The 13,309-nt window shown below is 60.7% G+C and carries 13 protein-coding genes and 1 tRNA gene; 6 read left to right on the top strand and 8 right to left on the bottom strand.

Translation table 11 applies throughout. From position 1 onward, the window contains the following. Positions 1-67: 67 nt before the first annotated feature. From VJU77_15825 to glp, 4 genes are all read right to left on the bottom strand, one after another. The gene (locus VJU77_15825) at positions 68-733 is read right to left on the bottom strand and encodes a polyphenol oxidase family protein (protein ID HKP04821.1); all 666 of its coding nucleotides are present in this window, start codon (positions 731-733) and stop codon (positions 68-70) included. After that, positions 730-2,274, bottom strand: coding sequence for a TolC family protein (locus VJU77_15820; GenBank protein HKP04820.1), 1,545 nt, complete (start codon positions 2,272-2,274; stop codon positions 730-732). Before VJU77_15820 ends, VJU77_15825 begins: the two co-directional genes overlap by 4 nt. 183 nt (positions 2,275-2,457) lie before the next feature. Beyond that, positions 2,458-3,006: a MarR family transcriptional regulator gene (locus VJU77_15815; GenBank protein HKP04819.1), complete on the bottom strand. Its 549-nt coding sequence runs from the start codon at positions 3,004-3,006 to the stop codon at positions 2,458-2,460. 59 nt (positions 3,007-3,065) lie between these two features. Then, positions 3,066-4,247, bottom strand: a complete 1,182-nt coding sequence (glp, locus tag VJU77_15810) for a gephyrin-like molybdotransferase Glp (GenBank protein ID HKP04818.1) — start codon at positions 4,245-4,247, stop codon at positions 3,066-3,068. 52 nt (positions 4,248-4,299) lie between these two features. On the opposite strand from glp, the gene VJU77_15805 reads away from it, so the two are divergent. Together VJU77_15805 and VJU77_15800 are read left to right on the top strand one after the other, a co-directional pair. Further along, positions 4,300-4,390: transfer RNA gene (locus tag VJU77_15805), tRNA-Ser, on the top strand. Positions 4,391-4,505: 115 nt separating this feature from the next. After that, complete coding sequence (locus tag VJU77_15800; GenBank protein HKP04817.1) at positions 4,506-7,214, top strand: FlgO family outer membrane protein; 2,709 nt, start codon at positions 4,506-4,508, stop codon at positions 7,212-7,214. A gap of 117 nt (positions 7,215-7,331) precedes the next feature. On the opposite strand, the gene VJU77_15795 is transcribed toward VJU77_15800, so the two are convergent. Next, positions 7,332-7,625: a hypothetical protein gene (locus VJU77_15795; protein HKP04816.1), complete on the bottom strand. Its 294-nt coding sequence runs from the start codon at positions 7,623-7,625 to the stop codon at positions 7,332-7,334. Between the two features lie 183 nt (positions 7,626-7,808). Between VJU77_15795 and VJU77_15790 the strand changes: the two genes are divergently transcribed. From VJU77_15790 to VJU77_15780, 3 genes are all read left to right on the top strand, one after another. Further along, the gene (locus VJU77_15790) at positions 7,809-9,251 is read left to right on the top strand and encodes a L,D-transpeptidase family protein (protein ID HKP04815.1); all 1,443 of its coding nucleotides are present in this window, start codon (positions 7,809-7,811) and stop codon (positions 9,249-9,251) included. Between the two features lie 142 nt (positions 9,252-9,393). After that, positions 9,394-9,924 carry an RNA polymerase sigma factor gene (locus tag VJU77_15785; protein HKP04814.1) on the top strand — a complete coding sequence of 177 codons (531 nt, stop codon included), beginning with the start codon at positions 9,394-9,396 and terminating at the stop codon, positions 9,922-9,924. Continuing rightward, positions 9,911-10,507 carry a hypothetical protein gene (locus VJU77_15780; GenBank protein HKP04813.1) on the top strand — a complete coding sequence of 199 codons (597 nt, stop codon included), beginning with the start codon at positions 9,911-9,913 and terminating at the stop codon, positions 10,505-10,507. Before VJU77_15785 ends, VJU77_15780 begins: the two co-directional genes overlap by 14 nt. Here VJU77_15780 and VJU77_15775 read toward each other — a convergent pair. From VJU77_15775 to nrdR, 3 genes are read right to left on the bottom strand one after another with little or no spacing between them, the layout of a single operon-like run. Then, the gene (locus VJU77_15775; GenBank protein HKP04812.1) at positions 10,504-10,842 is read right to left on the bottom strand and encodes a histidine triad nucleotide-binding protein; all 339 of its coding nucleotides are present in this window, start codon (positions 10,840-10,842) and stop codon (positions 10,504-10,506) included. The genes VJU77_15780 and VJU77_15775 overlap by 4 nt on opposite strands. A 46-nt stretch (positions 10,843-10,888) precedes the next feature. Beyond that, positions 10,889-11,449, bottom strand: coding sequence for a hypothetical protein (locus VJU77_15770; protein HKP04811.1), 561 nt, complete (start codon positions 11,447-11,449; stop codon positions 10,889-10,891). Then, a complete protein-coding gene (gene nrdR, locus VJU77_15765) occupies positions 11,436-11,990 on the bottom strand; it encodes a transcriptional regulator NrdR (protein ID HKP04810.1) in 555 nt (184 codons plus the stop codon). Before nrdR ends, VJU77_15770 begins: the two co-directional genes overlap by 14 nt. A 112-nt stretch (positions 11,991-12,102) precedes the next feature. On the opposite strand from nrdR, the gene VJU77_15760 reads away from it, so the two are divergent. Next, the gene (locus tag VJU77_15760; GenBank protein HKP04809.1) at positions 12,103-13,248 is read left to right on the top strand and encodes a TIR domain-containing protein; all 1,146 of its coding nucleotides are present in this window, start codon (positions 12,103-12,105) and stop codon (positions 13,246-13,248) included. Positions 13,249-13,309 lie beyond the last annotated feature (61 nt).

Below are 13,309 nucleotides of genomic sequence, written 5' to 3'. Positions count from 1 at the left end.
GCATCGATTCCGTTTGTCGCGGCGCGTTCTCTCGCGTCGCCCGCAGGGCGACGGCTACAGAAGAGCGTTATGGAAGCGCCAGGAACGCCAGCATCCGCCCGGTGCGGCCTTTTTGGGCGCGATAGGAATAATAGCGATTCAGGTCGCACGCGGTGCAAACGCCGCAGTCCTGCACGGACGCCACCCCGAGAGCGCGGCATTGCCGCACAATTTCCGCCGCGAAATCGATTTCATAATGCGGGGGTCGAATGCACGGACTGAGTTGGACGACGAGATCCGAGGCGCGCGAACCAAAATGCTCCGTCATGGCCTTGATGGCGCTGGCCGCAATACCAAGCTCGGTCCCTTTCTTTCCGGAATGCACCAACCCTATCGCCTTGCGGACCGGATCGACGAGATAAACGGCGCAGCAATCGGCAACATAAATACCGAGGCAAATGCCCCGCCGCTGCGCGATGAGGCCATCACAGCTTTCAAAACAAGCGTTGTCAGCAGTCGCGTCATCGACAACGCCGATCCGGTTTCCGTGCACCTGCTGCGCGGTAACGAACGGCATCGAACCGAGTCCATGTTGCTCCCGGATATCTCGATGGACGCCATCCAGCCGGGCCAGCGCCTCCTGCTTGTCGTGCGACATTTCGATGCCGGGCGAACGCAGCGTGAAACCGTGAACTATCCCTGGCAGCGCGCTCAGCGCCGGGAAATGTTCGACCGGCAGCCGCGCTTCGCTCACTTACTGCCCGTCGTGCGCGTGGTGCGCGTCGTCGTCGTCGTTCGGGTTTGAATCGGCGGGCGATTCCCGGCGTGGTTCAATTGGAGCGGCGTCGGCTTCGGCGCCGGGGTCGGTCTGGCGTCGGTCCTGGTCTTGTCGCGCGTATGCGCGTCATCGAGCTCGTTGGAATAGACCACCTCGGTCGCGGTCACACGATCGAATTCAGCCAGGGCAACGTTGTAATTAAAGAGCGCCTGGATCCGGTTCGACTCCGCCTGGGTCACTTCCACCCGCGAGTTCAGCACTTCCAACTGCGTTCCGGCGCCCGCGCTCAAACGCGCGCTCGCGAGGCGCAGCGCTTCCTGGGCTTGCCCGACACTTTCCTCGGTCGCTTTCACCAGTTCGGCGCTCTGTCTCAGGTTCGAATCCTGTTGCTGCACTTCCAGTTCCACCTGCCGATTGGCGTCGTCCAGCGTGATCTTTGATTGCTCGAGCACGGCGTTGGCTTGTTTGACCGCCCCGTAAGTCGCGCCCCAATCCCAGATCGCCCACGAACCGGTGCCCCCAAAAACATACCCCGAGCGGACCTGGTCGATGTTTTCGCTGATTGGCGAACTGCGGAAATCTTCGCCGGCGGTGACGCTGAAGGTTGGGAAATAACCAGAGCGCGCCACGTTGACCTGGGCGGCATTACTCAGGACCACCGCCTTCTGTTGCTTCAGGAACGGCCGCCGCTCCTTGGCCATCTCGATCGCCATATCCAGCGGAATGTGCCGCGGGTGGAACTCCAGTGTGCCCACTGCCTCCAAAGGCTGCTGGCCGGCGCGCATCGGATCGAAATCGAGCCCGAGCGTCTTGGCTAATTGGAGCAGCGAAATGCGGTAACTATTCTGAGCGGCAATCAGGAGCGGATATTGGTTCGACAGGGCGACCTGGGCCTGGAGGACGTTGAACCGCGGGACGGTGCCGGCCTCGAATCGATTCTGTTGATCCTGCAACTGGCTCTTGAGCAGGTTCACGGAAGACTCCTGGACGTTGATCAGCTCCCGGTTGAGCAAGACCTGGTAGAACTGCTGTTTCACCGTGGAAATGACCGTGTCCACGACGTTCCGAAACCCGAAGTAACTGCTGTCCCGCGTGAACGCTGCCGCGCGAATGTTCGAAATGACTCGCCCGCCGGCGAACACGACCTGGGACGCCTGAAGCGAAAGGCTGTACTGGGTCGGGACCCCGGAAAGGCCGCCACTCGAGCCCGACGAGATGGAGCCAAGGTGAGGATCAGTATTCTGAACGTTATAGAGCGCTTCGATCTTCGGCAAAATTTCCGCACGCATCTGGATGTAAAGACCCTTAGTGCGCTCAATATCCTGGCGCGCCTTCTGGATGTCGGCGTTGCGCATGAGCGCGGTGAGCACTGCCTGTTCGAGCGTGAATCGCGGCATCGCTGTCTGGCGCATCCGCAATTCGGTCAGCGTTTCAGTTCCGGCAAAAAGGAACGGAGCCAGAGGCACGAGCGCCACGAGCGTGAGACAAACAAAGAGATAGACAGAAGCTTTACGCATGGAAAGAGACGCAGGATAAACAGATTCGGATCGGCGAAGGAGCGAAGAGATCGGGAGCTTTAGCGCTGAGTGCTATGCAAGCCGCGTGCCGCATCCTCAATTCATGACGTAAACGGCTGGTCGATGGCTGTTTATAAATTTGGGGTTGATGATGTGCTCCGCCAATCGTTCCCGGGTTCGGGATCAACGCGTTCCATTTTCGAAACGCCGCGAAGCCAGCAGACTTCGTCGCGGTTTACTGCGCGGCGCCGGCTGGGACTCCTCCTTGGCCTGGCAGTAATCATTAATCTTGGAGTAAATCTGGAGCCACGCCTTCTGTTCGTTGGGCGTGAGATGGCTCATCACCTTCATAACGTTGCCCACCATCTCTTCTCGAATCCGTCGCACCAGGGCCGAGCCTTTGGCGGTGATGCAAACCATGACCTTGCGGCGATCCTCGGGAGCGCTCGAACGCACCACGTAATTCAAGTTTTCCAGCCGATCCACCAACCCGCTGGCCGCCGCGGTGGTGTGTCCCATCTTTTGCGCGATGGCGGACATGGTGAGGATCTCTTTCTGGTCCAGGGCCGCCAAAAGAAAGTATTGCGGGAACGAAACGTTTCCCGGCGCCAATTGCTTGCAGAGATGGAGAAGGAAGCAGCGCTGCATCTCGAGGATGAAGTGCGAGAGGCGTTCCGCATCGGCGCGGAACTGGTCGGTGCCATTGAGGCTAAGGCGTGACTCGGAGTTCAACGCGCATAAGCTAAAATGCCCGCGCAGGGTGTCAAACGCCCTCGCGGTAAAAACGGCAATCAATCCAGCTTGACGACCGGAACGATGGCTCCGCTTCGAAGATTCTCCCCGGGCGCAACCCGAAGAAGGGCGTTGGCCCGGCTCAAACCGTAGAGGGCGTGCGATTCCTGCCGGCCCACGACCCCAAACCTCCCATCGACCAGCCGGCCGCGAACGTAATGCGGACGGTCCCCTTCGTTCGTTAGTTCGCCGGCGAGGGTTGCTTCCGTTTGCGGGAAGGCGAGCTCGTCTTCGTGCGCACCCATCAGACGCAGGATTGCGGGGCGAACAAAGATGAGAAAGGTCACGAACGCCGAAACCGGGTTGCCCGGCAGCCCGAAGATCGAGCATTGGCCGGCGCGGCCAAAGAGGAACGGCTTTCCCGGCTTGACCAGGACGCGCCACAAATCGGTTTGGGCGCCCACCGCCTTGAGAGCGGGCTTTACGAGATCACGCGCGCCGACCGAGATGCCGCCGATTACCAGCAAGACATGGTGGTCCAATCCTTTTCGTAACGCAGCCTCGATGGCAGCCGCGTCATCCGGGCAATGCTGCACGTCCGCCACCGTCGCACCGTGCCTTTCGGCAAGCGCTCGCAGGAGAATAGAATTGCTCTCGAAAATCTGTCCCGGTTCGAGCGATCCCCCCGGTGGCACAAGTTCGTCGCCGGTCGTGACGATCGACACCCGGACGGCGCCGCCCACTGCAATTTCGGCAAGACCTTGCGCCGCCAGCAACGCCAGGGTCTGCGAGCGGATGCGAGCGCCGGCTTCGAGAATTTTTTGCCCCTCGCTCAGGTCGCAGCCGCGCCGGCGAATAAACTCACCGGGCTCAACCGTTGTGTTCACGAAAATTTGCGATTCCTCGGTTCGCACGTCCTCCTGCATCACGACGGCGTCTGCCCCTGCCGGGATGGGGGCGCCGGTAAAAATTCGAATCGCCGCCCCTGCGGCGAGGCGAAGCCCGCGATCCACCCCGGCGGGTTGTTCGCCGACGACGCGCTGGCCCTTTCCATCCGCGCAGGCGCCGGCCACAACGGCGTAACCATCCATCGCGGAATTGTCGAAGGCTGGCAGCGCCACCCGCGCCAATACATCGGAAGCGGCAAACTGTTCCCGCGCCTCGATCAGCGGCACGGTCCGCGGCGGCAGCGGCCGAACGCTTGCCATAATGCGCTTGAGCGCCTCATCTTCGGTAATCATGGGCCGGTCAGGTTGACGAGTATCCCTCAACCTCATATTCTCGCAATCTGTTGGTGAGGTGGCTGAGTGGTCGAAAGCAGCGCTTTGCTAAAGCGCCGTACCTCAAAAGGGTACCGAGGGTTCGAATCCCTCCCTCACCGCCATGACATTTTCGAATTTCGAATTTCGAATTTCGATTTCCAATTTCTGACCCCAGGAATCCGGCGGCGCCATCGCGTTCTTGAGCAAGCCGGCGAAACTGCGCAAACTCAATTCACCGTGTCTGATCCTGACTCTACTTCATCCGATCCGACGATGCTGGTGACGAGCGGCGGCAACCGCGCCATCGGTGGTTACGAAATCGAGGGAGAACTCGGGCGCGGCGGGATGGGCGTGGTTTACCGCGCCTGGCAGCGAAAGCTGAACCGGATCGTCGCCCTCAAAATGTTGACCGGCTATTACGGTCCGCCCGAACTAAAGCGCTTCTTCGCGGAGGCAGAGACCGCCGCCGGCCTGCACCACGCCAACATCATCCACGTTTACGACGTTGGAGAACACGACGGCGCTCCGTATTTCGCGATGGAATATGTAAAAGGCGGTTCGCTGGCGGATCGTCTCCGGGCTGGGATCCTGACGCCCCGCGAAACGGCGCAGCTTTTGGTCCCGGTCGCGCGCGCCCTGGATTTCGCGCATCAAAACCAGGTCGTTCATCGGGACATGAAGCCGGCCAACATTCTGCTCGATCCGCAAGGCGTGCCGAAGGTGACCGATTTCGGAATCGCCAAGCGGCTCACGGCGGAGACTGCGCTCACCCTGACCGGAGCGGTCATTGGCACGCCGGTTTACATGGCGCCGGAACAGGCGCGGGGGACGAGCCGCGATGTCGGCGCCGCGGCGGACATCTATTCGCTCGGCGCGATTCTCTACGAAATGCTGGCCGGCCGGCCGCCGTTTTTGCCGGACGAAAGCGACACCTCCATCATGGTCCGGGTGGCGACCGAGAACCCGGCCTCTCCCACCCGGCATCGGGCTGGTGTCCCTCGCGATCTCGAAACGATTTGCCTGAAATGCCTCGCGAAAGAACCAGCGGAGCGCTACCCCACCGCGGCTGCTTTTGCCGACGACCTGGAACGATTTCTCGATGACAAACCGATCGATGCCCGCCGGGTTTCGAGAGTTTTCCGAAAGGGGCGCCGCAAACTCGCCCTGGTTGTTTCCCTTCTCGCTCTTCTGGCCGTTGGCTTCCTTCTTTTTCCCTCGGCCCGTTCGAAGTTCGCGAAAATAACCGAATCGAGCCCGGTCGCGCCGGCAATCCCGGAGAAATCGATCGCCGTGCTTCCGTTCGAAAGCCTGAGCACAAACCAGGAGAACTCTTTTTTCACGGACGGCGTGCAGGACGAAATCCTGACCAACCTGGCCAAGGTCGCCGACTTGAAAGTCATCAGCCGCACCAGCGTGATGCAATACAAGAACACCGCCAGCCGGAATCTCCCCGAAATCGGGCAGGCCTTGAAGGTTGCGCATGTCCTCATCGGAAGCGTGCAGCGCGATAGCAATCGCGTACGGGTCACCGCACAGTTAATCGACGCCCGGACGGACGCCCACCTTTGGGCGGAGCATTACGATCGCCCGCTGGACGACGTCTTTGCGATCCAAAGCGAGATCGCGAAAAAAATTGTCGAGCAGTTGCGGGCAAAACTTTCCGCCGGCGAAAAGGCCGCGATCGAGCAGCCGCCGACGATCAACCTGGAAGCCTGGGATCTTTACAATCAGGCCAAAGCAATCATCGCCACGAGCGCGTTCGGCGCCGGCTTTAAAGACAAGCTCACCCGGGCGGCCAATTTGTTGGATCAGGCGGTGGCGAAAGACCCGAATTTCCTTCTCGCCTATTGCGACCTCGCCTGGGTTCACGATTTCGCTTATTTCAGCGGCGTCGACCACACGCCGGCCCGGCTGGCGCTGGCGGAGCAAGCGATCCAAAACGCGCTCCGCTTGCGGCCCGACAGCGGCGAGGCCCACCTGGCCCAGGCGCAACACCTGTATCAGGCCTACCTCGATTACGATCGCGCGCTCGTTGAGCTGACGATCGCGAGCCGGACCCTGCCGAACGATCCGCGTATTTTTGAATTCAGCGGCTACATCATTCGCCGCCAGGGCCGGCAGGAGGAAGGCCTCCGGCATCTCCAACGCGCCATCGAGCTTGATCCACGTAACTTCGGCACGCTCCAACAAATTGCCCTGAGTTATGAGGGCCTGCGTCGTTACGCGGAAATGGTCGAAGTCCTGGAACGGGCGCTCTCGATTGTGCCGGAGGATATCGACACGAAAATATCACGCGCCCAGGCGTTCCTCGATTGGAAGGCTGACACCCGTCCCTTGCATGTGGAGATTGAGGCACTGCTGGAGAAACAACCGACGGCCGGCGCCAGCTTTGCCGATAATTGGCTTTACCTGGCCTTGTGCGAGCGGGACCACGCCGCCGCGCTTCGCGCCCTGGCTGCTTTGGGAGAACATACCTTTGGGCCTGACGCGATCCTGTTCAGTCCGAAGTTCGGGGAAGGTTTGGCCGCGCGGGTTCGCGGCGATACCGCCGGGGCGCAGGCCGCTTTCGCCGCCGCGCGCGTGCAACAGGAAAAGGTGCTCGCGGCCCAGAACGATTATCCGCCGGCGCTTTGCGTGCTGGGATTGATTGATGCCGGGCTCGGGCGCAAAGAGGACGCGTTACGAGAAGGACGGCGCGCGGCGGAGATGCTGCCGATTGAAAAAGACGCGCTCAATGGAGTCCGGGTGCGGGAATTCCTCGCCATCATTTATGCCTGGGTAGGCGAAAAGGGGTTGGCCACCGAGCAACTGGAAGCGGTCACGAAATTTCCGGCTTCCTCGAGTTATGGGCAACTGCGCCTGCATCCCTACTGGGACCCGTTACGCGGAGATGCCCGTTTCGAAAAGATCGTGGCCTCCTTTGCCCCTCACGCGCCGAAAAAATGAGATGGAGCCGGCACGCAATCCATTGGAGCCGGCACGCCCTCGTGCCGGAGAGCTTGCGCTCGGTCACACATATTCTCAACGGCCTGAGGGCAGGCCGTCTCCAGAATCCGTCTCCACCTACCGGAAACGTTCCGTCGGCGGAGTGCTCTCCGGCTCCGGCTTGGGCGTGGCTTCGGCCGACGGCTCCTCATCCGGCTTCGGCTTGGGGGAGGACGGCTTCTCCTTGTCTTTCTTCTTCTTGGGCTTCTCTTCGGGCTCGATTTTCTTTACCTGCACCCGGCGTTGAAGAACGCTGCCGGTCTGGGCCGGCATCAGGATTTCGTCGTAATCTTTGTTCGATTTCGAAGCGCATCCCGCGCCCCCAAAGGCGAGACACGTGGCGGCTAGGATGGCGATCAAACGACGATGCATAGGTGAAAATTGTCCTCCGCCGGTGAGAGAATCAGGAACTTTTGCCCCGGGCAAGAACAACTGCGTCGCAACGCGCGATTTTCCGACCGTTTCACTCCTGTCGCGCCCTCTCCGGGAAGCCGGCCGCGACCTTAAATCTTTGAGATTGAACACGAAGCCGAACACATTAATCTGCGCATCCAAATGAGCCGCGCCGCCTTATTTCGCCTCTCCCTTGCCCTGGGCGCGCTCGCCTTGATCACCAGCTGCGCCGAAGTCCCTACCGCCCCGACCACAATGGCCCCGCCGACGCCGCCGCCAGGCTACTGGAACGGCGACGGGGTTCCCGGCTCCCCGAAAATTATCGTCAGCATTTCCGAGCAGCGCGCTTATTTCTACAAGGGCAAGAATCTGGTCGGCGAATCCACGGTATCCACCGGCAAGCCGGGCTTTGGGACGCCGCCCGGTTATTACACGGTTTTCTGGAAGGATGCGGAGCACGTCTCGAGCGTCTTCGGCGATTATGTCGACGATGCCGGGAACGTCACGAAATCGAATATCGACGTGCGCAAGGATTCCAAACCGCCGGGCTCTCATTACGATGGAGCGCGGATGCCGTTCGCGATGTTTTTCCGGGGCGGCTACGCGATGCACCAGGGCTACGTGCCGCCGTACGCGGCGTCTCACGGTTGCATCCGCCTGCCAAAAGAGATGGCGGAAGTCTTTTTCAATAACTCCGCGCCCGGCACCCCAGTGATTGTGAAACAGGAAGCCGTCATGCACGTCGTCACGGCTCCGCCGCAGGTTCCCGCTCCTTCCACGGTTGCGCCTCCAGCGCCGGCTCTGGTTCGAAATGCGCCTGTCCGTCCCGGTCCGGTCAGCACTCCGTCTCCCGCTCTGACCACGATTGCTCCTCCTCCGCCGAATGTCGTGAGGTCAACGGCGCCCGCGCCAGTGCGTCCCGGCCCAGTTCGCACTACCGTTCCTGCGCCCTCCCCCATTCCGCTTCGTTCTCCCGCTCCCGTTCTTACCCGGGTCCCTGGTCCTGTTCGCCCGGGTCCCGTTACCACGACAGTTCCTGCTCCCACTCCTGTTCGTTCTCCCGCGCCCGTTGTTTCCCGCGCGCCCGGAACCTTTCCTTATCGTTCCTCTTCGCCGGCCCCTCTTCGAACCCCGGCGCCTAATCTCGTTCGATCTACAGCCCCTCCGCCTGTTCGTCCCGGTCCGGGTCCCGTTCGCACCACGGTTCCCGGTCCGTCTCCTGTTCCCCTCCGCTCACCTGCCCCGGTTCTCACAAAGACGCAGGGCCCGGTTCGGCCTCAGGGTCCTGTTCGCACCACGGTTCCCGGTCCTTCTCCTGTTCCCCTCCGCTCACCTGCCCCGGCTCTGACCAGGACGCAGGGCCCGGTTCGGCCTCAGGGCCCTGTTCGCACCACGGGTCCCGGTCCCTCTCCCGTTCCCCTTCGCACGCCTGCTCCCGCTCTCACCCAGATGCCGGGTCCCGTCCGGCCTTCGGGTCCCCCTCCAGGGCCGGCTACCGTTCGTCCCACACCGCCTCCCGCTCCATCCAAGACTCGACATCACAAGCGTTCCCGTCCTTCCGGACATTCACCGGCGCCTTCTCCAAGCCCGAGCCCTGCTCGATAGCTGGAAGGGCGCGGTGTCGCCGAAATTTTCGATCCGGCCGGACACGCGTTTTCGAGGAAGGCCGGGCTAACCGATCCTCCGGCTACAGCGAACCGAAAGGAATCTCCCCGCGCTGCGACTACTATTTGGGAGGAGAAATGATGTGACCCGGGTGCAGCAGGAAACGCAGTTTGCTACGTGGCTCCGCGAGTATTCTTTCATTTGCGTCCGAATCGCGCGCGCATTCGAATTTAATCCCAGCGCTCAGGCAGATCTCCTGCAGGAAATTCTGCTCCAATGGTGGAGGTCGATCCCCAATTTCCCGCGAATTGAAAACCCGCGACCGTGGCTCTATCGCGTCAGTCTGAACGCGGCCCTGACCTGGCAGCGTCGGGAAAGTCGGCGCGGACGCATTATCGATCGCTCCGCGCCTTTTGCGCAGTTGGTCGAGACCGTTGTGCAGCCGGTCGATTCGTCTGGACGCGATGCGATCGACGACCTTTACCGGGCGATTCAGCAACTCCGCCCCGCAGAACGAGCCTTGATCCTCCTGCACCTCGAGGGTTTTTCCTATGAAGAGATCGCCGGCACCATCGGGATCTCCGCCAACGCTGTCGGAAGTCGCCTCACCCGCGTTCGCGATAACCTGGGCAGATTAATGAAAGGAACCCCGCGGCCTCATGAACCCGTCTGATTTGGAAAATATCTGGAACGAGCAAGGACCGATCAAACCGGACCCGAAAGATATCGCGAAGATTGCAGCCGCCGTCCGCTCGGGGGACCGGAAATTTCGGCGAACAATTTGGTGGCGAGATCTACGGGAGATCGGAGCGGCTCTCATTCTCGCGGCCGTGTTCGGAAATGTTGGGCAAACCGGGTTTCGCTGGATTGCGGTGGCGAGTTGTCTGTTCGTGGCGGGGTTTATCATCAGAAGCCGAGTCGGAGAGAGGTTTCGCGCGGATCAGGCCAGCGTGGCCGATCAGCTTCAGCAGATGATCCGGGGAACCGAAACGCAGATCCGTTTACTGCGCTCGGTTTTTTGGTGGTATTTGCTGCCGTGCGCCATCGGTACCCTTGCCATCGTCCTGGATCGAGCCTCCGCGCACGACCGCCTGCCACGGAGCGTCGATCCCTCTCATCTGACGACTTTCTTCGGAACCATGATCGTGCTTTCCATCGGAATCTATTGGTTGAATCAACGCGCCGTCCGGAAACATCTCGAACCGCGCCGGGCGAGCCTGCGCCAGATGCTCGCTGAACTTCGTCAACAATCCTAACCCGGCGGCCAGGCCAGCGCTCGCTTGCCGAGGACATGCAGATGCAAATGCGGCACGCTCTCGCCCGCGTCCGGTCCGCTGTTGATCACCACCCGGTAGCCTGATTTCAGAAGGTCCAGTTTCTCAGCCACCGCCCGCGACGCGAACACGAGCTTTCCGAGCAACGCCGCATCGTCGGCCGTCGCATCGGCCAGGCGCGGGATTACCCGTTTCGGGACGATCAACACATGCACCGGCGCCTGCGGATTCACATCGCGGAACGCCAGCACTTCATCATCTTCCCAGACAATCTCCGCCGGAATCTCACGCCGGATGATTTTCTCGAAGATGGTCATCGCTCTACGACGGCTCTCAACTCTCAACCAACAACTCTCAACTTCCCTACCGCATGAAGCAGCGCAGATGCTGAAGCTCAGGATCCATCGCGAGCTTTTCGCGAACGAAGCAAATCACTTCCTCGCGCAACGTGTCGCAGGTGCGCGTCCAGGTCTTCGCGCCGCGCAGATGTTTGACGCAGGCTTGCAGATCGCAGAGATGCAGACTGTCGGCGCCCGCGCTCACCAGCGCGCTGATTCGTTTTTCCAGGCCATCAAAAAACGCGAGCTCGTAGCCGGCGCCTGCTTCCTGCGCAATCTCGAGCAGCGAAAACGAGATCGGCGGCGGCGACGGCACAAAATACGGCACGATTTCCTTGTAGCCGATCACCTTCAAAACGTAGCGGACAGTTTGGGAAAGTTGATCGAACGGCACGACCGACTCGTCGTTTCGGAGCCGCAGATAAAACGCGATGCTTTCGGTGACGTGATCGGTCAACCACCACCGCGGATAACCAGCCTGGTCCGCGGCCCGCGTAATCGCGGCGTGGAGCCACGCCTGATCGAACTCAAACAGCTGTCCGGAATCGCAGCGGAGATAGGGAAATTCTTCTTTAAACGCGACCATGGCTTTCGACTTTGGTTTCGGTTTCGCGGGCGCCCGAACCGGCCGGCGCCATCTCCGGCTCGAATAATTCGGGCTGGAGCGCATTTGGTTTGACGCGGCGGCCGAGCGCCTGAATGGCGTCGACAAATTGATCGACCTCTTCAAAGCGGCGGTGGACTGATGCGTAGCGCAGATAGGCCACCTCATCGATCACCCGCAATTTCTCCAGCACTTTCGTGCCGATCGTCGCCGAGGAAACTTCGCGCCCGCTGGTCTCGAGCTCGTGGACAATTTCATCCACTGCCTGTTCGAGCGTGACGAGACTGATCGAGCGTTTCTCGCATGCTTTCGCCAGGCTGTTCACGAGTTTACGACGATCGAATGGTTCATGCGTGCGGTCGCGTTTCACGACGCGAAGATCGGAGCGCTCGATTTGCTCGTAAGTGGTGAAGCGGTACGCGCACTGTAAACAAACGCGGCGGCGGCGGATGCTGGAGCTATCACGAGACTGGCGGGAGTCGATGACCTTGTCGTCACGAAAACCGCACTTGGGACAACGCATAGTGTCGGCGGAGTAAGTAGCACACCATTAGTTGTGGCGTCAACGCTTTCTGCGAGAAAAGTTTTCGCTCGCTGTTTTGTCGCGCCGATGTTACCACCACTCCTGATCCCAAATGGCGCACGATGTTTTTGTAAGTCACTCCGCCAAAGACAAGACCGTCTCCGACGCTCTGGTGGCTCGGCTTGAGGCCGAAGGCATCCGGTGCTGGGTGGCGCCTCGTGATGTCGTGCCGGGCGCCGACTGGGGGGAATCGATCATTGATGCGATCGAATCGAGCCGGATTATGGTTTTGATTTTTTCCGCCAGCGCGAATGGATCGCCCCAGATAAAGCGTGAGATCGAACGCGCTGTCGACAAAGGCGTTTACACCATTCCCTTCCGGATCGAAGACGTCCAACCGACGAAAGCGCTGGAGTATTTCATCTCCACCGCGCACTGGCTGGATGCCTTTTCGCAGCCGCTTGGCCAGCATCTCGATAGCCTGGCGCGAACGCTCAAGGCTATCCTCTCGACGCCAAGAGCTGGCTCGACGGAAGAGATCGTTCCACCGCGCCCAGTCATGGTGCCACCGCCCCCGCCGTCTCTGCCTATTCCGCCATCGCAAACTTACTCCGCACCGCAGAGCCGCCCCTCACCGGCGCCAGCCGCGCCGCAACGCCCAGGAAAAACAAATTGGACGCTGATTATTGTCGGGATCCTCGCTCTCCTTCTGATCGCCGGCGTCGCGATCACTGGAGTGGTGTTTTATCTTCTTCGTGCTTCTCCCACCACGTCCCACGTCTCCTCTTCGCCGGCGCCCAGCCGACTGTCTCCGCCCTCAAAACTCACCGCCCCTCCGAGTGGGCCTGAGGCGAAACTAAAATCTGCCGGGGAAAACACCGACGGAATCCCACCGGAGAAAGCGCTCAAAAAGCTCGCCCTCGACACGCTCCTGCTTTTTAACGAGGCCGTCCAAGCCAGGAACTTCAAAGCTTTCCACGCCAGTCTCGGAACCGCCTGGAAAAGGGAAACCACTCCGCGCAAGCTCCAGGAAATTTTTCACGAGTTCGTGGATCAGAACATCGACTTCGCGGAGATCGCCGATGTAGACCCGACCCTTGACGGGTCTCCCGCCATAGACAACAACGGCTGGCTCGTATTCAAGGGTCGCTACAATCTCCCGGCTCAGGACGTCTTTTTCGAGGTGAAGTACGAGAACGAGGAGGCGAGCTGGAAGCTGGTAGGCCTCAACGTCCGAACCAAGCCACACGCACGGTAAACCCCGGCGGTCGACGGTTTCTGCGAGAAACTTTCTCCCGGAGAATTTTAGGTCGACCGCT

The sequence above is a fragment of the Chthoniobacterales bacterium genome, from assembly GCA_035274845.1.
Taxonomy (GTDB): domain Bacteria; phylum Verrucomicrobiota; class Verrucomicrobiia; order Chthoniobacterales; family UBA10450; genus AV80.
This window is presented reverse-complemented; position numbering and strand designations above follow the sequence as displayed.